18 protein-coding genes are annotated in these 21,884 nt (G+C 35.2%); 9 read left to right on the forward strand and 9 right to left on the reverse strand.

Annotated features, from left to right (window positions below; all coding sequences use genetic code 11):
- Positions 1 to 76 precede the first annotated feature (76 nt).
- From CEY12_RS06460 to CEY12_RS06480, 5 genes are all read right to left on the reverse strand, one after another.
- Positions 77 to 2,266, reverse strand: coding sequence for a TonB-dependent siderophore receptor (locus tag CEY12_RS06460; RefSeq protein ID WP_089026912.1), 2,190 nt, complete (start codon positions 2,264 to 2,266; stop codon positions 77 to 79).
- Positions 2,267 to 2,277: 11 nt separating this feature from the next.
- A complete protein-coding gene (locus tag CEY12_RS06465) occupies positions 2,278 to 3,726 on the reverse strand; it encodes an ABC transporter permease subunit (protein WP_089026913.1) in 1,449 nt (482 codons plus the stop codon).
- Complete coding sequence (locus CEY12_RS06470; RefSeq protein WP_089026914.1) at positions 3,716 to 5,149, reverse strand: DUF3526 domain-containing protein; 1,434 nt, start codon at positions 5,147 to 5,149, stop codon at positions 3,716 to 3,718. Before CEY12_RS06470 ends, CEY12_RS06465 begins: the two co-directional genes overlap by 11 nt.
- A 219-nt stretch (positions 5,150 to 5,368) precedes the next feature.
- Entirely contained in the window at positions 5,369 to 6,070 is a 702-nt protein-coding gene (locus CEY12_RS06475; RefSeq protein WP_089026915.1) for an ABC transporter ATP-binding protein, read from the reverse strand.
- A gap of 253 nt (positions 6,071 to 6,323) precedes the next feature.
- A complete protein-coding gene (locus CEY12_RS06480; protein WP_089026916.1) occupies positions 6,324 to 7,679 on the reverse strand; it encodes a deoxyguanosinetriphosphate triphosphohydrolase in 1,356 nt (451 codons plus the stop codon).
- A 70-nt stretch (positions 7,680 to 7,749) separates the two neighbouring features.
- Between CEY12_RS06480 and CEY12_RS06485 the strand changes: the two genes are divergently transcribed.
- The gene (locus tag CEY12_RS06485; RefSeq protein ID WP_089026917.1) at positions 7,750 to 8,484 is read left to right on the forward strand and encodes a DNA-formamidopyrimidine glycosylase family protein; all 735 of its coding nucleotides are present in this window, start codon (positions 7,750 to 7,752) and stop codon (positions 8,482 to 8,484) included.
- 25 nt (positions 8,485 to 8,509) lie between these two features.
- On the opposite strand, the gene CEY12_RS06490 is transcribed toward CEY12_RS06485, so the two are convergent.
- Both CEY12_RS06490 and CEY12_RS06495 read right to left on the reverse strand, forming a co-directional pair.
- Complete coding sequence (locus tag CEY12_RS06490) at positions 8,510 to 9,235, reverse strand: LytR/AlgR family response regulator transcription factor (RefSeq protein WP_089026918.1); 726 nt, start codon at positions 9,233 to 9,235, stop codon at positions 8,510 to 8,512.
- Entirely contained in the window at positions 9,232 to 10,305 is a 1,074-nt protein-coding gene (locus CEY12_RS06495; protein ID WP_089026919.1) for a sensor histidine kinase, read from the reverse strand. Before CEY12_RS06495 ends, CEY12_RS06490 begins: the two co-directional genes overlap by 4 nt.
- A 183-nt stretch (positions 10,306 to 10,488) precedes the next feature.
- Here CEY12_RS06495 and CEY12_RS06500 point away from each other — a divergent pair, with 183 nt between their 5' ends.
- The 4 genes from CEY12_RS06500 to CEY12_RS06515 all read left to right on the forward strand — a co-directional run bounded on the left by CEY12_RS06500 (position 10,489) and on the right by CEY12_RS06515 (position 13,487).
- Complete coding sequence (locus CEY12_RS06500) at positions 10,489 to 10,917, forward strand: hypothetical protein (protein ID WP_089026920.1); 429 nt, start codon at positions 10,489 to 10,491, stop codon at positions 10,915 to 10,917.
- 3 nt (positions 10,918 to 10,920) lie between these two features.
- A complete protein-coding gene (locus CEY12_RS06505; RefSeq protein WP_089026921.1) occupies positions 10,921 to 11,886 on the forward strand; it encodes a DUF6268 family outer membrane beta-barrel protein in 966 nt (321 codons plus the stop codon).
- A gap of 165 nt (positions 11,887 to 12,051) precedes the next feature.
- Complete coding sequence (locus CEY12_RS06510) at positions 12,052 to 12,762, forward strand: glycosyltransferase family 32 protein (protein WP_089026922.1); 711 nt, start codon at positions 12,052 to 12,054, stop codon at positions 12,760 to 12,762.
- A 122-nt stretch (positions 12,763 to 12,884) separates the two neighbouring features.
- The gene (locus CEY12_RS06515; protein WP_089026923.1) at positions 12,885 to 13,487 is read left to right on the forward strand and encodes a DapH/DapD/GlmU-related protein; all 603 of its coding nucleotides are present in this window, start codon (positions 12,885 to 12,887) and stop codon (positions 13,485 to 13,487) included.
- Positions 13,488 to 13,709: 222 nt separating this feature from the next.
- Here CEY12_RS06515 and CEY12_RS06520 read toward each other — a convergent pair whose 3' ends face one another.
- The gene (locus CEY12_RS06520) at positions 13,710 to 14,045 is read right to left on the reverse strand and encodes a DMT family transporter (RefSeq protein WP_089026924.1); all 336 of its coding nucleotides are present in this window, start codon (positions 14,043 to 14,045) and stop codon (positions 13,710 to 13,712) included.
- 663 nt (positions 14,046 to 14,708) lie between these two features.
- Between CEY12_RS06520 and CEY12_RS06525 the strand changes: the two genes are divergently transcribed.
- The 3 genes from CEY12_RS06525 to CEY12_RS06535 all read left to right on the forward strand — a co-directional run bounded on the left by CEY12_RS06525 (position 14,709) and on the right by CEY12_RS06535 (position 16,747).
- Positions 14,709 to 15,209, forward strand: a complete 501-nt coding sequence (locus CEY12_RS06525; protein ID WP_089026925.1) for a MepB family protein — start codon at positions 14,709 to 14,711, stop codon at positions 15,207 to 15,209.
- An 84-nt stretch (positions 15,210 to 15,293) separates the two neighbouring features.
- Complete coding sequence (locus CEY12_RS06530) at positions 15,294 to 16,016, forward strand: AAA family ATPase (RefSeq protein WP_089026926.1); 723 nt, start codon at positions 15,294 to 15,296, stop codon at positions 16,014 to 16,016.
- Positions 16,013 to 16,747, forward strand: coding sequence for a YggS family pyridoxal phosphate-dependent enzyme (locus CEY12_RS06535; protein ID WP_089026927.1), 735 nt, complete (start codon positions 16,013 to 16,015; stop codon positions 16,745 to 16,747). The genes CEY12_RS06530 and CEY12_RS06535 overlap by 4 nt, the downstream gene beginning before the upstream one ends.
- 475 nt (positions 16,748 to 17,222) lie before the next feature.
- Here the strand turns inward: CEY12_RS06535 and gcvP are convergent, their stop codons facing one another.
- A complete protein-coding gene (gene gcvP / locus CEY12_RS06545) occupies positions 17,223 to 20,081 on the reverse strand; it encodes an aminomethyl-transferring glycine dehydrogenase (protein WP_089026929.1) in 2,859 nt (952 codons plus the stop codon).
- A gap of 458 nt (positions 20,082 to 20,539) precedes the next feature.
- Between gcvP and CEY12_RS06550 the strand changes: the two genes are divergently transcribed.
- Positions 20,540 to 21,727, forward strand: coding sequence for a DcaP family trimeric outer membrane transporter (locus CEY12_RS06550; RefSeq protein WP_157676771.1), 1,188 nt, complete (start codon positions 20,540 to 20,542; stop codon positions 21,725 to 21,727).
- The last annotated feature ends 157 nt before the right edge of the window (positions 21,728 to 21,884 follow it).

Below are 21,884 nucleotides of genomic sequence, written 5' to 3' on the forward strand. Positions count from 1 at the left end.
GCCTACTGTTTAGGGTTTCGGCTTTCCCTCTTTTGTAAAGATACTTATTTTATCGCAACAAAGTTGCATTTAAATGTTAAAATTTGATCCCTAGCTGTAATTTAAAATTGAACGGATTACTTTCCTTGTACATCCACGTCTCTCCTACCACAGCAGTCCAGTCAGTATTATATCTGTTTGTTACATTACCATCAGTTATATATCGTTTATTGGCCAGATTATCAAATATTCCACGTATGAACCATTTCTTATATTGGTACATAATACTTGCGTCCAGTTTAATAAAATCCGGTATACGAACTCCCGGTACATCCGTCTCCCTTACCATGGCAGCCGTTTCTCCTAAAGCCAGAGAAAGACCACGCAGTGCTCCTTTTTGAAATTTATACATTACCCACATATTGAGCTGATGTCTTGGAACACTTGAAAATCTCTGCCCCACTAAATCTGATGCATAGGGATCTTTTGAGTATACAGAATTAATATATGAGTAGTTGGCTGTTAAAGTGATATTCGGGTAAATAGAACCGATCACATCAATCTCAATTCCTTTGTTCCTAACCTGATTAAGCTGGGTAAGCAAACCTGTAGCAGGATTTTGGGAGAATGAGTTATTTCTTATAATCCGATATACACTTACCGAAGTTGACAATAACCCATTAAACCAATCTTTTTTTAACCCTAACTCTGTGTTGTAGCTTTCCAAAGGTTTCCATTCCTTTCCCTGAGGGTCTGCTCCTGCCATTGGATCAAAACTTTGATCATATGAAAAGTATGCCGCAAAATCTTTTTGAATTAAATAGCTTACACCAACCCTTGGGTTGAAGGCGTGATGCCTGTAGGTATTGCTCTCTCCCGCAGGAGAACTCGGACCCTTAAGGTAACGGTCCCGTTTATTCTTACTGTACCGAAAACCTGCATCTACAAATAGTCGGTTCCAAAATTTAAAATTGTTATATACATAGGCTCCCACTGTTTTATCTTCCGACATTGTGTAATCGATCTGATCATCCGGTTCAGGCTGGATCAGGAGATCACGGTTAATGCCATAATTCAGCTGATATCGGTTAAAAACAAATTCATTAGCCCCCTGAATATGCTCAGTATCACTTTTGCTACTGTTAAAATCTACCCCTGCAAGTACGGTATGGATAATATTTGGTGTTATGTTATAACTTCCACTTACAAATAGCTGGGTATTATAGGTAAGGTATTTTTGTTTATTCCTGAAACTGGAGCGGAGTGCATTCCCTGCATCATCAAACATGGGTGGATGATAACTTGCCGTTCCTCCCAGAAGGCTCCATTGATCTAATGGTGTACTTTTAATAGATGACTGGGAAACTATTTTCCATTTATCATTAAACTGATGATGAATCACAAATCTCCCGTAATGCTCATCAAGCTTAGATGTCGGCAGGTTCGGATCCCCCTGATAATTTGCATTCCATGGATGCTTTTGAACTGTGGCTTCTGTTTCGTACTGTATGAAATTGCTTGACTCCAATGCTCTCCCCTGAATCATATTCCATTCAGCAAGCAAATAGGTATTTTTACTTATATTATACTGAATAACAGGTGCTAAAACGAACTTACGCCGTTTTGCATAATCAGCATAGTATCCCTGCGATTCATAAGCTGCATTGAATCGGAAAGAAAAACCTTTTTCCTTTACCGGACTGCCAAGGTCAACAGAAGCCCGATAGAAGTCAAAGCGTCCAATTGTTACATTAGCTTCACCAATTCTGCTTTTACCGGGAGCTTTTGTATTAATATTTAAGGATCCACCACCGGTCCCCATTGAATTAATAAAGCCTGCAGGTCCCTTGATGACATCCACCTGTTCTATCAATGCAACATCTTCCTGAGAAAGCCCACCGGCAAAAGAAGGCAATCCGTTTCTAAATGTACTTACAGGATTGAAACCCCGCAGCTGAGCATTAAACGTTCCTGCAAAGATATTACCCGCTCCGGTAGCATCTCCTATGTAGACACCACTCACGTTACGGAGTACATCCTGTACGTCAAATGCTCCCTGAAGATTTAGTAAACTACTTTTAATGCTTACAATATTCTGAGGAATTTCCAATAATTTATCATTCCTCTTCAGGTTCCCGGAAAGACTGTCTGTCTTGATTTGCCGCATAGCAGTCAATAGCACTTCGTCAATATTTTTTGTAGATATGGAATCTTTCTTTTCCTGCGCACATACTAAAGAAAACGATCCAAAAAAAGCAGTTGTCAGTAAGACGTAATTTCTCCTCATTTTCTCGATATTTATTGTTTAAATCTTCTAATTAATACAAGTCCGCCCGTAAAACATACCCAACTTATGATCCATAAAATCACGGTTTCATATACGAACTCTGATATTTTAACTTCATGATATTTAGTTTTGAATACAGGCAGCTTAGACAATTCTTCAGGTGAAAATGAAGACAATATTCTTTTGCCATTTTTCATAGAAAAAACCTTGTCGTAAAAACTAATTTGCCATACATGCTGAAAATCCTTAATACCTTGTTTATATCCTATATAATCGGCTCGGCTCGTTCTTGCTAAAAGAGTAAACAGGTGTTCTGTATTTTGAACAGGATTATATTTGATTAAATCATGAGCAGTTTCGTTAGCATGTACATCTCCCTTCCACAAAGAATCGATAATAGCTTTCATCCGTCTCTGTTTAATACAGTAATAGCCCGAAAAAAAAGCATCATTTTGATTATTAAGTGTATCTGAGAGAGTATAAGCCGATTTATATCTTGGAAAATTCTTATAGAAGCTATCGACCACGATTTTAGGTCTCATCGCCCAAACCTCATCGCTTATTAACCGGTCTTTTTCTTCAAGATCAAGGAGCTTAAGATCCGATGGATGCTTCATCTGTGCTACCTTATTAATAACAATAGGTAATAGAAACAGAAAGAAAATCCACAATGCTATACACGAGAATAGATTGGATACACTGTTTCTATCCATTGAAATGATTACAAAGCAAAGGGAGATCCAAAACACACAATAGGAAAACAATAAGAAAAACCAAAGAAATACATCCTGAAATGATGGAAGTCCCGATGGAGACAGCAATATCCCTAAGGCATTAATTAATAAAGCCGCAAAGAAAACAATCATTAAACGTGTCAGCAGTCTTATAAGCAGTATACGCCTTAATGTTCCGCCCTGAACTATTAATAGGGTACTAATTCCTGTTTCCTTTTCAGAAGAGATCATATTGTAAACCAAAACAATAATCAACAGCGGAATTAAATATAAATTGACATATACAAGATCTAAACGCCCCTCAAAGAGTATGGAAGGATTTGTCATTTCTCTGTCAACAGAAGCATAATCCGTGTAATAATTAACTTTCTCTGTAACTGGAGTGATGTCTTTTATTCCAGTAGCCAGACCAGCCAGTGGATAAGGCTGGTCATAACCAATACGCGGATATCTGTAATCGATTACATAAGGGTTTCCCGCATTTTCTGCCTGTTGTTTTTTCTCAACAGTTAAAGTGTCTGTAAAAGCTAATAGTGTATTGTGAAAGTCTTTGGCCGATTCTTTTTTTGCTTCTTGAATAGCCTTTATTTTTTTTATCGTCAGTACATTACCGGAATAGATCGAATAGCCTCCAATAGCAAAGAAGAAAAATAGCAGCAGCCATACAGCCGGTTGCCGTGAAACATGTTTCCACTCGTATAAAAACAACAACATCTTATCCTTCATATCTCAAAAAATAATTATGCTTGATAATAAACCTAAAGGACAAAATCAATACTATGATCCAGACCATCAACGATAATATTGGCATTAAATGGTGCATTATAACTGATCCAACGGATGGATACTTATATTCAAAATCCGGAAGACTGTGATAGAACTCGCGATTGCTTCCCTTATCTTTCCTGGAAATAGCAAGTCCTAATTCTCTTTTATTAAGCCTGTTCATTATATCATTTCTGTACAATTCTGCATGATTAAAAAAATCAATATGATGATATACATCCGTTCCGGCAAAAGCCATAGATAATTGACGTACGGCAATAAACGGATTAATGATTCCTATATATTCCATAAACTGCTGTTGCTTCTCAAACTTTTCTTCAACCTGTTTGGAATAAAAACGGTTCACTTTATTTTCATAAGCTTCGGCTTGTATAAGATCAAGTGCAAAATGGATGTTTTCTGGTAACTGATCGATCCGGCTGACATTGAACCAGCTCAAGTGTTTTTTCAAATAAGCTTCAGACCTTGACGTATAAGTACCATCATTACCAAGTCCTCTATCAAATCCTGTTTTTACATTATGCTCAAATTCATGATAAGAGGGTAACGGGTATTTACCGTCTGCTGCCGAACTGCTGAATTTCGGGACCAGAAGGACACAAAGTATCCATAACGTAATACTACCCATTAAAGAAGACCAGGAAGAGCGGCTGAGTGCAGATATCAACAGAACAACTCCGGATACAATAAAAAAGTAAACAGCATATACCCCAAACCAACAAATGGCTCTTACCAAATGACCAACAGGTTCATTTTCAAAAAACAATCCTGTAGTGATCACCACAAAGGGAGGAACTGTAAATATCAGGATGGCTGCATAAAGAGCAATAAACTTCCCTGTGATCAGCTGTCCAAAAGAGGCTCCCTGTACGGACAGTAATTTCAAAAAACCTTTTTCCCTTTCAGAAGAGATTGATGAAAATCCCAAACCAATAATAAATAATGGCATGAGCCACTGGAAAAAAAATGCAGTATTCAGATCAGGTCTCCTCATAAAAGCTTCAAGATCCGGCAACCTGTAAGAATGTATTTGTGGGCGCTTGTGTGCTTCGACTCTGTAATAATTTTCGGAATAAATGCTTGTTCCTGATTCCAGGAGAGAAAGATAACTCACAGGTTTGAAAAGAAAAGTTCCCCAATGTGCCGCACTATGGTTATTGCGATTTTGGTCTTTCCATTCCCGGTCTATAATTTCTTTAGCCTGATTATTTTTAATTGATGTCGCATTGAGCTGTGCATAATTGCTGGCCCAAACTCCGAGTAAAATAAGAATGTAAAACAGTACGGATACTTTAAGTCCATTTTCAAGAAATTCCCTAAACTCATGCTTTGCTACTAAAAATGTTATTTTTAAATCAGTCATTTATTCATATTTGATCATTTCAATTTCGGATAGCTTTCCTTATATGAAAATTTAAACAAGATTCCGTATGTAGTATGAAACCTGCAAAAACAATCAGCTCCACAATATTATTGCAACACTGTAGCAAAAATAATATTTATTTTTAATAACGCAATATTGTTGCGATAAAATATTTAACAAAATTTTTTATGTTAAAATAATGTGCTGCAACTCTCTGTACTAGCCCTGCATATAATCAAGGTATATTTTTTCCAATTCATTTGCGGTGATTCCGGAAGTATTCATCTCCTTAACCAGTACTCCATTTTTAAGGATTCCAATCCGGCTACAGGTCTCTCTTACTCTGAAAATATCATGCGAAGCCATCAGTATCGCAGCTCCTTCTTCGGCCAGTCTTTTAAGCAAAGCAGAAAGTTCATTACTAGCCAAAGGATCCAGGCCACTGGCAGGTTCATCTAATAAATATACTTTTGCTTTTTTCGCATAGGCTATAGCAATGCCTACCTTTTGTCTCATTCCCTTAGAATACGCCCCCGTTTTCTTGTGATGTGAATCCTCTTGCAGCCCGCAAGCAGTAAGAATATCAGAAAGTTCTTCGGGGCTGTAATTCTTTCCGGCAAGCTTGCAGAAATAATAAAGATTCTCAATACCGGTTAAATAAGGATAAAGATTTACATTTTCAGGAATATATCCTGTTATTTTCCTTGCCTCTTTTGCATCAGTACTTGTATCCACATCGTTAAGATATGTAGCTCCGGTATCCGGTTTTAAAAATCCCAGAAGCATATTCAATGTTGTTGATTTTCCCGCTCCGTTTGGCCCGAGCAATCCATATATTTCCCCTTCAGCGACTGATAAAGAAAGTCTTTTCACGGCCTCTTTACCATTATACGATTTACTGGTGTCTGCTATCTTTATCATATCCTTTTTATATCTGGTTTAATTCCTTAAAGTTTCCTTAATGCAATACAGTTTCAAAAATAAAAATAAAATTCATTAATGCAATATAATTGCGTTAAATACTTTATTTTTTTATTACAGCGTATTGTAAAGAAATAGAGCATAGTAAAAACCGAAGCCAGTACAAAAAAAATCCCCAACAGTTAATTCCTGTTGAGGTATATTTAATAGGCGAAAAATTAAATTGTATTTTAAAACATGATGTAGGACTATTCTACACCGTCATCCCTATATCAATTCCTTTTATTTTGCGGTAAAGATCAGTAGCAAAATTATCGGTCATTCCGGAAACAAAATCAATAACTCCAAGTACTTTCTGGTAATCCGTTCCATCCTCATATAAAAACTGATTGGGAAGAAGCTTCAAAGCCATTTTATCATATGATTTCCTTTCATCTTTTGATTTTAAAACCGAAGGAATAAAATGATCTAGTAGTTCGTACATTACATTATATCCCGCATTTTCAATTTCTACAACGGCTTTATGGTTGTAGATTTTTGCAATAGAGAAAGTCTCTATATCCTGCAATGTTTTATTATTTGATTTAAAGATGTCCAGCAAAGCCTTATCCAGATTCCCCTGAAGAATGGTTTGAAAATTCTCTTTATAGGTCTCAATTGATTTATTGATCAATGCATTAATCACTTTTGCCCGTAAATAAGAAATCCTTTCATTATCATTTGAAATAGAGGTAAGCTTCTGCTCTACTCTTTTAGTATCCTGACTTTCGGATTTTATTAATTCAAGAAAAAGATTCTCACAGTCGGCAGTCGAAACAATTCCTAATCGGTGGGCATCTTCCATATCAATAATATTATAGCAGATATCATCCGCAGCTTCCACCAACCATACAAATGGATGCCTCTTGAAAATATGAGGTTCATTGCTCTCAGAAATCAAATTTGTTTTCTCAGCTATTTCTAAAAAAATATCTTTTTCATTCTGAAAGAAGCCAAACTTTTTCCTGTGAATAATTCCTTTTTGTCTGGCAATAGCTTCACAAGGATATTTTGCAATACTCGCCAAAGTTGTTAAAGTAAGCTGAATCCCTCCTTCATCTTTCCCCTGCTGTTGATGCGCTAAAACTCTAATGGCATTAGCATTACCTTCAAAATTCACAAGATCTGCCCATTCTTTCTCTGAGAACTTCGGCTTTAAATCTTTCTCATTCCTTTCAAAATAGCTTGCAATAGCATCTTCTCCGGAATGCCCGAATGCAGGATTACCCACATCATGACATAAACAGGCAGCCGCAATTACGTTTCCTAAATTATGCAGATAGAAATTTTTAGAATCCTCAGTAAGATCACCGCTGAAACTCTCAGAAATGAATTCCCCAATAATACTTCCCAAACTTCTCCCTACTGATGAAACTTCCAATGAATGAGTCAGACGGTTATGAACAAAGACACTTCCCGGTAGTGGAAACACCTGTGTTTTATTTTGCAATCTCCTAAAGGCGGCTGAAAAGATAATTCTGTCAAAATCCCTCTGAAAATCGGTTCTGGATGCTATAGTATGTGGATTATTTCCGGTACGCTGATTGGTAAAAATCTGATTTAAATTCATCATTTTTCAAAATTACTTCAAATTTTACTTTTACGGAATACTATTTGGATTTTTATAAAAAATTAAAGCTATGCCAGAAGGTCCATCTATACTCATCATGAAAGAAAGTTTGCAGGAATTCACAGGCAAAAAAATTACTGAAGCCCGGGGAAATGCCAAATTTGAAAAAGAACCTCTTGTAGGAAAAATCCTTTTGGAGATTAAAACCTTTGGAAAACAAACCTATCTCGTTTTTGATACAATAAGTGTACGCATTCATCTGCTCATGTTTGGATCTTATAGCATCAATGAACAGACAAAACCAGATAAAAGTCTGCGTCTTGCCCTGCGGTTTAAAACCGGGGGAATGTATTTCTATACCTGCTCTGTAAAAATTGTAGATCCTGAATTTTTAAATACCATTGATTGGGAGGCAGATGTGATGAGTAATGAATGGAATCCTAGAAAAGCAGAAAAGAAACTGAAAACCAATCCACAAATGATGGTTTGTGATGCTTTAATGAACCAGGATATCTTTTCAGGAGTCGGAAATATTATTAAGAATGAAGTCCTTTTCAGAATTGGTGTACAGCCGGAAAGTCTGATTGGAAATCTTCCACCCAAAAAGCTCAAAGAACTTATTCAGGAAGCACGGAATTATAGTTTTGAGTTTTTAAAGTGGAAAAAAGAATTTACCCTGAAAAAACATTGGCAGGTTCATACCAAAAGCACCTGTCCGAAATGCGGACTTAAACTTATAAAGAAGCAAACCGGACTTGGAAAAAGACGTAGTTTCTATTGTGAAAAAGACCAAAAACTTTATTAAAAAACAAATTCCACGAAAGAAGATCTTAAGTATCCGTGTTCAGTAAACCTCCTGCAAACTTTGAAAAAAAATCTGATTTGTAGACTTCCCCAATAGGAATTACGGAATCTCCAATATAAATATTGTGATTATCAAATGAATCAATATAATCGATATTGACAACGTACGATTTACTCACGCGTATAAAAGAATCGGATGAAATTTTCTGATGGATCGTTTTGAGATTCATTGCTGTAATCAGTTTTTGATTTTGAGTGTGGATGACTACATAATCTTTCAGACCTTCTATATATTTGATATCTGCAAAGCCTATTTTATAAAATCTCCGTTCTGATTTAATAAATAAAAAATCTGCGGTATTAGATTCCACCGTATTTTTTATGGTTCCGGTTGATAAAAGTTCAGTGTACAGAACAGCTTTCTCAATCGCTTTCTTTAATCTTTGTTTATCTATCGGTTTTAATAAATAATCCACCGCCTCCAATTCGTAACTCTTTAAAGCATATTGTGAATATGCGGTTGTAAAAATGATCAAAGTACGCTTCGGCAGCCTTTCTACAAATTCCAGTCCGGTCATCAGCGGCATCTCTATATCTAAAAATACCAAATCAACTGCATTGTTTTTAATAAAATCCAGTGCCGACGGTGCATTAGAAAATTCTCCAAGAATATCAATTTTTGAAATTTCATTAATTAAAGAATTCATTTCTGCCCTCGCTAAAGGTTCGTCATCTATAATAATACAATTCATATGGGAATAATTAAATCAATGGTATATTCTTTTTCGGTAGAGGTTATATTTAAATGATGGGTATCATTATACAAAAGTTCTAACCTCCGCCTTATATTGGCTAGCCCTAGCCCACTATAGCTTCTATTAGAAATAGGAAAATCAGGATTTTGAGAATTACAGCAGACAAAATGAAGTTTCTGGTTCTCAATTTCAACGGTTATTTTAACCCAGGACGGTTTGCCACTAATATCTACACTATGTTTTACTGCATTTTCTACAAAAGAAGTAAATAAATTAGGCGGAATAAATGTACTGTTTAAAAGCCGCTTGTCCGTAGTACTCTCAATTTCAAACGAAAAATTTTCCCGTCTTATTTTTTCAAGATTAAGAAAGTTTGACAAAAAGTCAATCTCCGAAACCAACAGGGTCTTTTCTTCACCATTTTCATACAGCTGATATCTTAAAAACTCTGATAATTTTACAATAACTGTAGATGCTTTTTCAGGATCAGTTCTTATTAAAGCCTTCACATTATTCAGCATATTGAATAAAAAATGAGGATTCATCTGGTTGCGAAGCTCATTCAATTCCATATTCAATGTAAGATTACTGAGCTCCACAATTCTCCTGTTATCTTTCGTCCATTTCTGAAGGAGCTTTACTGTCGTGGTCGTCAGTATAATAGGAATACACATCATTACTCCCTCATAAAGGCTGCCCTTATTATTCTTAGGTGCATCAACGATTCTGTATTGTAAAAAATAATGATTAAACCCATACCCAATCACTTTCAATCCAGCTACCCCGAGTATAATCAACAAAATTAAATAGGTTATATAACGGGTTTTAAAGAAGAATAAAGGAACCAAAATGTAAATATTGACATATACCATAATTAACAGGCAGACATAAATATAACATAAAACATAAAACTGGTAGTCCTCAGCAAACATATGCCAGAAACTCGCATTGTATAGTAATCCAAAAAAGAATAACAGGAAAACCAAATGCCTCCAGAATTTATATCGATCTTCTACCAGAAAATCGATAACCAAAACATTTTTCAACTCTTGTGAACTGTATTTCATTTTATTCCAACGAATAACAAAAGTAGTATTATTAAGTACAAGGTGCAGAAAATTATACAAAATCCGGAGTTTATTATACCAATTTTCTCATCGGGATTTGGTATAAAATCTACAGGATTTCGTATAAAAAAATCAAAGCCCTTTCCTATTCTATATTTCTTTGTCCTCTCTAATTTATTATTTATGGATCTAAATGTTTTTCAAGAGCTAACAGAGCAGATAACACTGGAATGTTTCTTTATGACTGATTCGCAACAGGAGGAGAAAGTGATTCAGCTAATTGATTTACATCATTTTATAGAATGTTACAATCCGGATATAAAAATCATCAATAACATCCACCATTCAGTAAATATTATAGAAGAAAATAACATAAAAAACGGCATTCTCTTCTATGACCTCAAACATTCATCATCCCTTGATCTATACCATTGTGAAGCATTTAAGCAACAACATCAGTTACAGGAAATGTGGTTTGTTTTCGTAGAAGAAGATCATAGGATCAATACTAATCACCGTATTGATTTCATCATTGAAAATAGCCTGGAAATATTTTATGACCGCTTATTTATTTTCAATTTTTTCCAGTCAACCATCAAACAACTAAAATAAACTATGAAAAACTTTCGAAGGGCCCTTATTCCACTTGCTATGTTTCCTTTTAAAAATATTGTTTACGCTCAGAAAAAAGACAGTATTCCACACAGGGTACTTGCTTTTGTTACCGATAAATTCCCGCAAACCAGGGATTTTAATCTGGAATATACCGTTGCGACGCCTTATAAATACACTTCCTCATTACAGGGAATCAATCAGCCGGATAACAAAGTCCAAAGCTTTCAGCAGGTAAAAGCGAATGCCAATATTTATTTTATCAAACAAAAAAGATGGATTTTAAATGCTGCGCTCAATTACCGGTATACTTCCATGAATACGGAAAACAATTCTTTCTTTTTTCCTGAAGAAAATACAAAGGGGGATTTCCATTACCATTCTGAAGCCTTAAGCGTTACTCATATCTCAAAATTATTCAACAAAATAGCTTTGTATTCGGCCACCGCATCTATCGACGGAAGTGAGCAGCATTTTGAAAGGGTCCGAGGAATGCTGACAGGAGCACTGATATTAAAAGCCAACGCAAAAACTAAAATGACTTTAGGAGTTGCCATTATGATTGATCCAAGTACACAAGTCCCTGCCCTTCCCATTTTCACCTATGAACATCACTTCAACAATGGCTGGGTAGCTGATGTTATTCTCCCTAAAAAGGTGATGATGAGAAAAGATGTTTTTTCCAATGGAAGAATATCTTTGGGTACTGAAATGGATAACAATTCTTTTTATCTCTATCGTACAGACAGGAGATACGAGTTCAGGCAACTTGAAATTAATTCGGGAGTTATTTATGAACACAACCTTGGATCCAATCTTATCGGATCATTAAAAACCGGACTTAGGGTAATGCCCCGTGCCAGGATATTTGATAAAGAAGAATCATTTAAAAATTATATTTTTGAAACCACTTCAAAGCCTTCTTTTTACTTTAATGTAGGAATTTCTTACAACCCTTTTCGGAAGTAGAAAACAAAATAATAAAAATTTTAGGAGACCTCATTTAACTTAACAGGTAAATTGGTATCAAACCTCCAACGCAGCTTAATTTTCACAGTAAATATTTGAATGACCACTAAATTATAGTGGTTAGGTGAACTATTATGTATTGTCTAAACCTGTAATAATTTAATTATGTCCATTCCAAAACAGATCTTTCAAACGTTTAAGTCTAAAAAACTTCCGTTACTTACTCAATGGTATATTTGGCGGATGAAGAAAAAAAATCCGGAATACCAATATCATTTCTACGATGATAATGATATTCAAAAATTCATCACTGAAGAGTTCCCCCCCAGGTACATTGAAAATTACAATAAGCTCACTATTGGTGCCGCAAAAGCTGACTTTTTCAGATATGCGATCCTGTATAAAAAAGGAGGAATTTACTTAGATGTGGACAGTGCCGTTAAAAAACCTCTCAAATATTTAGTAAAAGACGATGACGAAGCGGTAATAAGTAAAGAAAGACATGATGGTCTATTTGTTCAATGGGCTCTTATATTTAATAAAAACCATCCTTTTCTGAAAAAAACACTGGATCTGATGCTTGACAATATCGAAACCCATCGATATCCCCATAACATTCACTCTACTACCGGCCCAACAGTATACAGCAATGCAATCAAGCAAAGCCTGGAAGAAAATCCCAATATATCACACCGGATATTTAACGGGATAGAATTTCGGGGATACCTGCAGTTCAAATACAAACTAGGAAAATTTTTCCTGTATGAAAAGAGAGCCGAACACTGGAAACTAAAGCAGACCACTCAGGATATTATTAAACAAAATCAGGTAACCCTATTCCTTATTATGCATGCCGTTATAGAATCTTTGATTTAGCAGTCTATTCATCATCATAAAAGCCAAAAATAATTCACCAATTATCACTCAGAATCCCAGATTTTGATCAGATTAATGCTTAAATTTGTTTTAGAATTTATTTTAAAACAACCTTCTCACCTATGATCAATATCACGGATTTCATTGATAATTTTTTTGATTTTAATTCCAACCCTGATCTTCTTCCCTGGGACATTATCAATAATCTGGATGATCTTCTGAAAGAGAAATTCGACCGTCTTGGCAGTGAGTATGAAATTTCCGGCGATGTTGCAATCCACAAAACAGCAACGATAGAACAGCATGTCATTTTCAAAGGCAGGATCATTATCGGTGAAAATTCTTTCATTGGTGCCAATGCGTATTTAAGAGGTCCTATATTTATTGGAAAAGATTCTAAAATAGGTCCCGGAAGTGAAATCAAACAAAGTATTATTTTCAATGATACCGCTGTAGCTCATTTTAATTATATAGGAAATAGTATTCTGGGAAACCGAATCAATTTTGAAGCGGGATCAATCTGTGCCAATCATTACAATGAAAGAAAAGACAAGGAAATTTCAGTTCTTTTTAATCATGAACTTATCAAAACCCAAACTCATAAATTTGGTTCTCTCGTTGGTGACGACTCACGGATAGGGGCAAATGCTGTATTGTCTCCCGGAACTTTACTCCCGAAGGAAAGTATTGTAAAAAGGCTGGAACTTATTGAGCAAGTGAAATAAGACCATTAATTTCACGTTTTCATATCGCTTTAATTTGCTTGCAAACAAACGTAAGCATTCTCAATTTAGAAGTATACATAAGCTCTCTAAAAATCTTTGATTTTTATATATCAAACAAACTTTATCAGCAAAGGCAATCTCACCAATCAGTAAGGCTACATTTTTGTACGTTTACTATCTAACTGTAAGAAATATTTATAAATCTTTCAAAAATCAACCCTGCTAATGTGTTCCCATCTTTGAAAAAAGATTAATGATAATTACTCCTATCACGATCAATGCAATACCAATAATAGCTGGCAAATCAGGAACCTGCTTGAATGCTACAATTCCAATGATTGAAATGCATATAATGCCTACACCCGACCAGATCGCATAAGTAATTCCGATCGGAATATGGCGAAGGGTGAGACTGAGAAAATAAAAAGCTGCGGAATATCCTGCAATAGTAACTAAAGATGGGATTAACCGCGAAAATTCTTCAGATTTCTTGAGAAATGTTGTAGCAATGATTTCAAAAACAATGGCTAAAATAAGATAGATATAACTGCGTCCCATCAAAAAGATCTTTAACACAAAAATAGTAAAAGTGACAGTATTTTTTTTCCTGAACTTCTGTCATTTATTAAATCTTCTTAATGGTCTATTTTCCATGAAGTTTGAAGAATAATTTTTATTAATATTCTATTTTCAATTTATCACTTTAAAGTGGCTTATCTGATTTTACAATTTACAGTAATATGCATTGCATTCCTTTTATCAATCTTTAAATGCAGAATAGAAATCTTTTATCAACTTAATAATTATTACGAATAAGATAATAATAATACACATATTTTTTCAAAAATATATTAAATTAATGTAAACAAATAATCACTAAAACCACACCATAACAACACCTAAATACCTGATAAACATCACGATTATTCTATTTGGCATGTCATTTGAAAGTTGTAATATTGCAATTAGAAAATTAGCAAAGAAAGTATAATTAAAATTCAAAAAAAACAAAAATGGTAACTTACGCTTTTATCGCAACATGTATAGTAGTATTCGCTTCTTATTTCACAACAGTTAGAAGAGAAAGAAATTAATAAAAAATCGCTGGACTGTAATCAGTTCATCCTATTTATATTAATTGTATTGTTTATGTTTGCCATCTGATATCAGATCGCTGCTCTTTTACTCGCACAGAGTAAAAGAGCCCAAAACATAAATTCAATGATTCAAGAACTTAGTCTTATTCAAAATTCAGTTTTCACTAAGCTGAACCACACAATTTCCAACATACATCCCGATTTAGAATGCGAAGAATACTTTGGGTATACCTTCCATCTTAATCATTATCTTATCAAATTCAGAAAGGCTAAAATCACTCCGAAGAAAATCGGACAATTTGTTACGTTATGGAAAAGAAACCACAACACGCTACAAACCGAGCCGTTCACTATTTTCGATCCTTTTGATTTTTATATCATTTATTCTGAAGACACCGGTAAATCTAGCTTTTTTCTTTTCCCAAAACATATTCTTGCGCTACAACATATTATCACGAGTCCTTTAAAAGAGGGAAAACGGGGGTTCAGAGTATATCCTCACTGGGATACTCCACAAAACAGGCAGGCAGAAAAAACAAAGAGCTGGCAGGAAAAATTTTTTATTGATCTTTCAAGTCCTGATCATCTTAAGAAGTTTGAAGAAATCTTACATCTTAAACCTTAATCCATATTTTAAAGATTCCGAAATCTTTATCTTTGTATATTCATTGATGTTCTATAAGAATCATCCTAAAAAAATTCAAAAAATATGAATCTGTACAATCTTATTATCCAGGACAAAGAAGAAGTCACCCTTAATGATGTATTCCTTGAAGATACCAATAGAAAGCATTTTGTACAGCTGATCAAAGAGCACACCTACCTCAAAGAACTTCAGGAATATGGTCTTCCTGTCAATAATAAAGTTTTGCTTCAGGGAAGTTCAGGATGCGGAAAAACGATGACTGCAAAAGCTATTGCCAACGCGCTTGGTAAAAATATTATCATTTTAAACCTCAGCAATATAGTATCATCCCGAATTGGAGAAACCTCTCAGAACATCAAAATGATCTTTGATAAAGCAAGCCGGGAAAGATCAGTTCTTTTTCTTGATGAGCTCGATCAGATCGGCAAAGCAAGGGGCAGCGATGATAAAGACGTGGGAGAAATGAGAAGACTTGTTAATACTTTACTTCAGCTTATTGACTATTACCCCGAAAATTCACTGTTGCTTTGCGCAACAAACCATCCGGAAATTATTGACACCGCATTGTTGAGACGTTTTCAATTGAAGATCAATTACGAAATGCCTTCTAAAGAATCCCTGGATCATTTCTATGACAGCCTCTTATCTAAATTTCCAGATGATTTAAAGTCTGTTGAGCGCCACTACAACATTTCTTTTGCTGAAGCTAAAGATCACGCATTTACTATTGTGAAGGGAAATTTGATAAAAAAACTGGAAATGGAAACACAATCAGCTCAATTATGAAAGAAGACCTTCTCCATAATTTAGAAATCATTCAGAACAGGATAAGAAATGCCTGTGTAAAATCAGGCAGGAACCCCAATGAGGTAAAATTATTATTAGCAACAAAAACAGTATCTGCCGATCGGATAAAAACAGCACTGGAAAACGGTCAGACCTTAATCGGTGAAAACAAAGTTCAGGAGCTCAAAGAAAAATATGAAGATCTAAAAGAAGTTCCACACACAAACCATTTTATCGGCCATCTGCAAACCAATAAAATCAAAGATATTTTAAAATATGATGTTTCCTGTATACAGTCTGTAGACCGCCTGGAACTGGCAGAAAAACTACACGAAAGACTCCTCTTTGAAAATAAAACCATAGAGGTCTTAATTCAGGTAAATACTTCTAACGAAGACAGCAAATTTGGAGTTCATCCTGATCATGCAATTGAATTGATAAAAAAGGTGTCCGGATTGAATACAATAAAAATAAAAGGACTGATGACAATCGGCCTGTTCAGTGCAGAAACGGAGAAAGTAAGACAATGCTTTAAAATCCTTAAAAACCTGCAACAGGAAATTATCCTTCAAACTATTCCACATGTTGAAATGAAAGAGCTTTCTATGGGAATGAGCGGAGATCTGGAGACTGCCATTGAAGAAGGGTCTACTATCGTCCGTGTAGGAACTGCTGTTTTTGGAACCAGGATCTATCCTGACAGCCATTACTGGAATGAAGGAACAATCTAAAAAATAAGACCTTCTCCCACTACCTGAAATTCATTTCATAAAAACAATATTTTTCTTTCCGAAATCGAGAAGGTGTTTTTTTAATTATAAAAAGTATCTGAACAGCTATAGTTTTGAGCGATGTACTATTCAAGGCATATAACTCTAAAATATTTCACGCACAATCGGCATATTTATTGCTGATAATTCACTAATAACCAAACATATATACACATGATAAAAAAACTACTCCCTATTTGCTTATTTATAGCAACGTTATTTCTGTTTTCTTGCGAAAAAAGTAATAGAAATTATCAAGTCAATGAAAGTCAAACTGCAATTGAAACCACATCAATAATCACCTTTGTTGTAGTGGCAGTCATACTTCTCATAGCATACACATCAAAAAGAAGACATTAGAGGAAATAAACCCAAACAAAAACCCACTCAGCAACTGAGTGGGTGATTATTTTATGGTATCCGGAAAAGATTCCGATTACATATAAGCTTCAATAGGCTCACAAGTACATACTAAGTTTCTATCTCCATAAGCTTCATCAACTCTTGAAACGGAAGCAAAGAACTTATGGTCTCTCACCCAATCTAATGGATAAGCTGCTTTTTCTCTGCTGTATGGTTTGTCCCAAGCATCAGAAATAACAAGCTGCTCTGTATGTGGAGCATTTTTAAGTACATTGTTCGCTGCATCAGCTTCACCATTAGCAATCTCATCGATTTCTTTTTTAATAGCAATTAATGCCTCTGCAAAACGATCGATCTCTGACTTACTTTCAGATTCTGTAGGCTCGATCATTAATGTACCTGCAACAGGGAAAGATACTGTAGGAGCATGGAAACCATAGTCCATTAATCTTTTCGCCACATCAGCCACTTCAATTCCTAATGACTTGAACTGACGGAAATCTACGATACATTCGTGAGCCACTTTTCCATTTTCATTTGAATATAAAATAGGGAAATGCTCTGCTAAGATTTCTTTCAGGTAATTCGCATTTAAAATAGCGTGCTCTGTAGCCTTTTTCAATCCTGATGTTCCCAACATTTTAATATATGCATAAGAAATATTCAAAATCAATCCTGAACCGTAAGGAGCTGCAGAAATACCTTCAATAGCTTCTTTAGAACCTATTTTAATATTAGCATTGGTAGGCAGGAATGGTACCAGGTGTTTAGCAACACAGATCGGACCCACTCCAGGACCTCCTCCTCCATGAGGAATAGCAAAAGTTTTATGAAGGTTTAAGTGGCAAACATCTGCTCCGATGTTTCCAGGACTTGTATATCCTACCTGAGCATTCATGTTGGCTCCGTCCATATACACCTGTCCACCGTGCTGGTGAATCAAATTGGTAATCTCAATGATATTCGCATCAAAGAATCCGTAAGTAGACGGATAAGTGATCATTACACAAGATAGGTTTTCAGAATGCTGCTCTGTTTTTGCTTTTAAATCTTCGAAATCGATTTCTCCGTTTTCAAGATTTTTAACAACTACAATTTTCATCCCGGCCATCGCTGCAGAAGCTGGATTGGTTCCGTGTGCAGACTGAGGAATCAATACTACATTTCTGTGGCCTTCACCTCTCGAAATATGGTATTCTCTGATCACCATTAATCCTGCATATTCTCCCTGAGCACCTGAATTAGGCTGAAGAGAGGTTCCTGCAAAGCCAGTGATTTTAGCAAGGTCTTTCTCCAGTTCACGGATCATTTCCTGATAACCTCCAGCCTGATCAACTGGTACAAATGGGTGAACACTTCCCCAATTATCCCATGAAAGTGGCAACATTTGGGTAGCAGCATTTAACTTCATCGTACAAGAACCAAGAGAGATCATTGAATGCGTTAATGATAAATCTTTTCTTTCCAGACGCTTGATGTAACGCATCAATTCTGTTTCCGTATGATATTTATTGAATACTTCTTCCGTAAGAATTTCATCTTTTCTTAAATTCTCTTCAGGAATACTGTATCCTTCTTTTATTTCTAATTTAAAAGTCTGCTTGTCTTTAAACTGAGCGAAAGAGGCCATTAGTGTATTCAATTTTTCTAATGTTGTACTCTCGTTGATCGCAATACTTACAATTCCTTCTGTAAAATAGTTCAGATTAAGTTTATGATCAAGCATCATTCTTGATAATCTTCCTTTTTCATCTTCACTCATGGTAATCTTTACCGTATCAAAGATCGGCTCCTCAACTGTCTGATAACCTAAAGCCTTAAGACCTCCTTTCAAAGCATTTGCTTTAAAGTGAATCTGATCAGCAATATAGTTCAATCCTTTAGGACCATGATAAACAGCATACATCCCTGCCATTACAGCCAAAAGAACCTGAGCTGTACAAATATTTGAAGTTGCTCTTTCTCTCTTGATGTGCTGCTCTCTTGTCTGCAAAGCCATTCTCAATGCACGTTTTCCGTACATATCCTGAGAAACTCCGATAATTCTTCCCGGAATATCTCTTTTATAATCTTCTTTACAAGAGAAGAATGCTGCGTGAGGGCCACCATAACCTAATGGAATACCGAATCTTTGTGAAGTTCCCACTGCACAGTCTGCACCCATTGAAGCCGGAGACTTCAGTTTAACCAAAGCCATAGGATCACAAGCAACTGCTACCTGAAGATCTAATTTTTTATATTCTACGATATCTTCAGTATAATCTAAGACGATACCATTTTTACCTGGATATTGCAATAAAACACCATAGTAAGAACCATCAAATTCGTGAGTTTTATGATCACCTACTACAATCTCTATTTCCAGACCTTCTGCCTTTGTTTTTAATACGGAAATAGTTTGAGGTAAAACAAGGTCAGAAATAAAGAATTTATTAGCATTTACTTTTTTCTGATCTTTTGTTCTGTTATTAAAGAACATATGCATCGCCTCTGCTGCTGCTGTAGATTCATCCAACAATGAAGCATTAGCCAGTGCAAAACCGGTAAGATCACACACAACAGTCTGGAAATTCAGAAGAGCTTCTAATCTTCCCTGTGCGATTTCCGCCTGATAAGGAGTGTAAGCTGTATACCAGCTTGGATTTTCAAAAATATTTCTTTGAATCGCCGATGGTAAAAGCGTATTATGATACCCAAAACCAATATAACTGGTATAATCAGTATTTTTCGATGCCAATTCTTTAGAATGAATAAGCATCTGATATTCTGAAAGTGGTTCTGAGATATCAAGGTCTTTTTCTAAACGGATAGAAGAAGGAATGGTTTGAGAAATTAACTCTTCGATACTTGAAACGCCGACTCTTTCTAACATCGCCTGTTTATCGGCTTCATTTAGAGAAATGTGACGGCTCACAAACTGTTCTGTATTCATTTTTTTTATTAGATTTTGTTTGTAAAAAAGATGGGTAAAATTACATTTTTTTAAGGGATTCTACAACAGTCAAAAATTAGTGATCAATATTGACAAATACTATAATTCAATAAACAGGTGTTTAAAATAAATTGGCATGAAATTTAAAAAATGTAAAAAATATTTATACCCTCAATTTTCTGATTTTTATTTCATATTTCCCAAAGAATATTGAACTTTTAATTAGTCATCTCCCATTTTATACCTTATTTATTCTTTTCGTTTTCTTATAAAATTAAATTTTTAAAGAAATAACCTCAGAAAATAATTCTGTAGTTTCATAAAAAAATAAAAGTTAGGTAGCAGGCGCTGCTGTGAAGTAACAGCTACAAAATGATTATTTGAAAGACACAAATAAATCCTACCTCTATTCAATTCAGGAGGAGATAGGTTCTAAATGATATTAAAGAACACAGCACATGATGAAAAAACCCCAAAAAGGGCTTATGTCCTTATGCACTCTTGCATGCCTGCTTGCAATTAATAATGTACAAGCACAGACCAAGCCAATAAGTCAATATTCAGACACAACAAACGATACATGGTCGGTATACATTAAAGGTTTTATCCAGACCGATGCAATGCTTGATTTCCAGAAAATGAAATTTAAAGACGGATTTAGAACTCCCTCTATTCTTATTCCGCAAGAAAATTCCATGAACAGCAATTTTAGCGTTAAACAGTCTCAAATCAGACTGAGTATAAAACAGACTGATTCTGAGGGAAATTCAGATTTATCAGCCTATGTAGAAGTTGATTTTTTAGGATCCAACGGAACAACAGCTCCCAGATTCAGACAGGGCTATCTCAAATGGAAAAACCTTCTGGTAGGACAAACATGGAGTAATTTCAGTGATTTTGATTTTTTCCCTAATATCATTGATTTTGTAGGTCCTAATGGCAGCATGCTGATAAGAACCATCCAGGTCCGTTACTCAATACCCATTTCTAAAAAAGAGGTTTTGTCCCTATCATTAGAAGATCCGAATACAACAAACATTTTCCTTCGTGAAGGAAATACAAACTGGATCAAAAAATCCATTATCCCCATTATGACAGCGGTCTACAGATATGGCAACGCTAAGGATTACGTTAAGGTAGGCGGAATATTGTCCCCTATAAGCTATGAAATAAAAGACGAAGTACTGCAACAGGCGAGCAATAAAACGGTTTTAGGATATGGAGGAATGATTTCAGCAAGGCTTTACAGCAATGAGGTAGATAACATCAGGGTTCAAAGCTCTTACGGAAAAGGTTATTCCAGCTATAACACTGTTTTGGGTGGAGAGAAATATGATGCGGTACCTGATTTGCAAAACAATAGATTAGAAACCCTTAAGCTGTTCAATATTCTTGGAGCATATGAGCATTGGTGGGCATCCCAATGGAGCTCAACAGTTTATTACAGCTACTCTGAATTAGGAAAAAAAGATTTTATTCCGGAAAACATGATCCAGAATTTCCAAAACCTGGGAGTCAATCTGATTTATCATCCTTATAAAAAGTTAAAGTTTGGTACAGAAGGAAGCTATGGGAAACTCAGTAATTTTGGCCGGCAGAAAGCAGAAGCTTTCAGGTTACAATTCTCCTCTGTTCTTTCTTTCTAACCCTCTTAAATTGGGGTATATCAAAAGGTTGTACGTATAATAGATTCAAAATTTGGTTATATGAATAAATAGATTTATGAAAAATTATTAATTATATTTATTCTAAATTAATATATTTGCACCATGAATATGATTACCCCATTTAAAGTACCTCCTC

Origin of the sequence: Chryseobacterium sp. T16E-39, from assembly GCF_002216065.1 — a bacterium.
Lineage (GTDB): Bacteria > Bacteroidota > Bacteroidia > Flavobacteriales > Weeksellaceae > Chryseobacterium.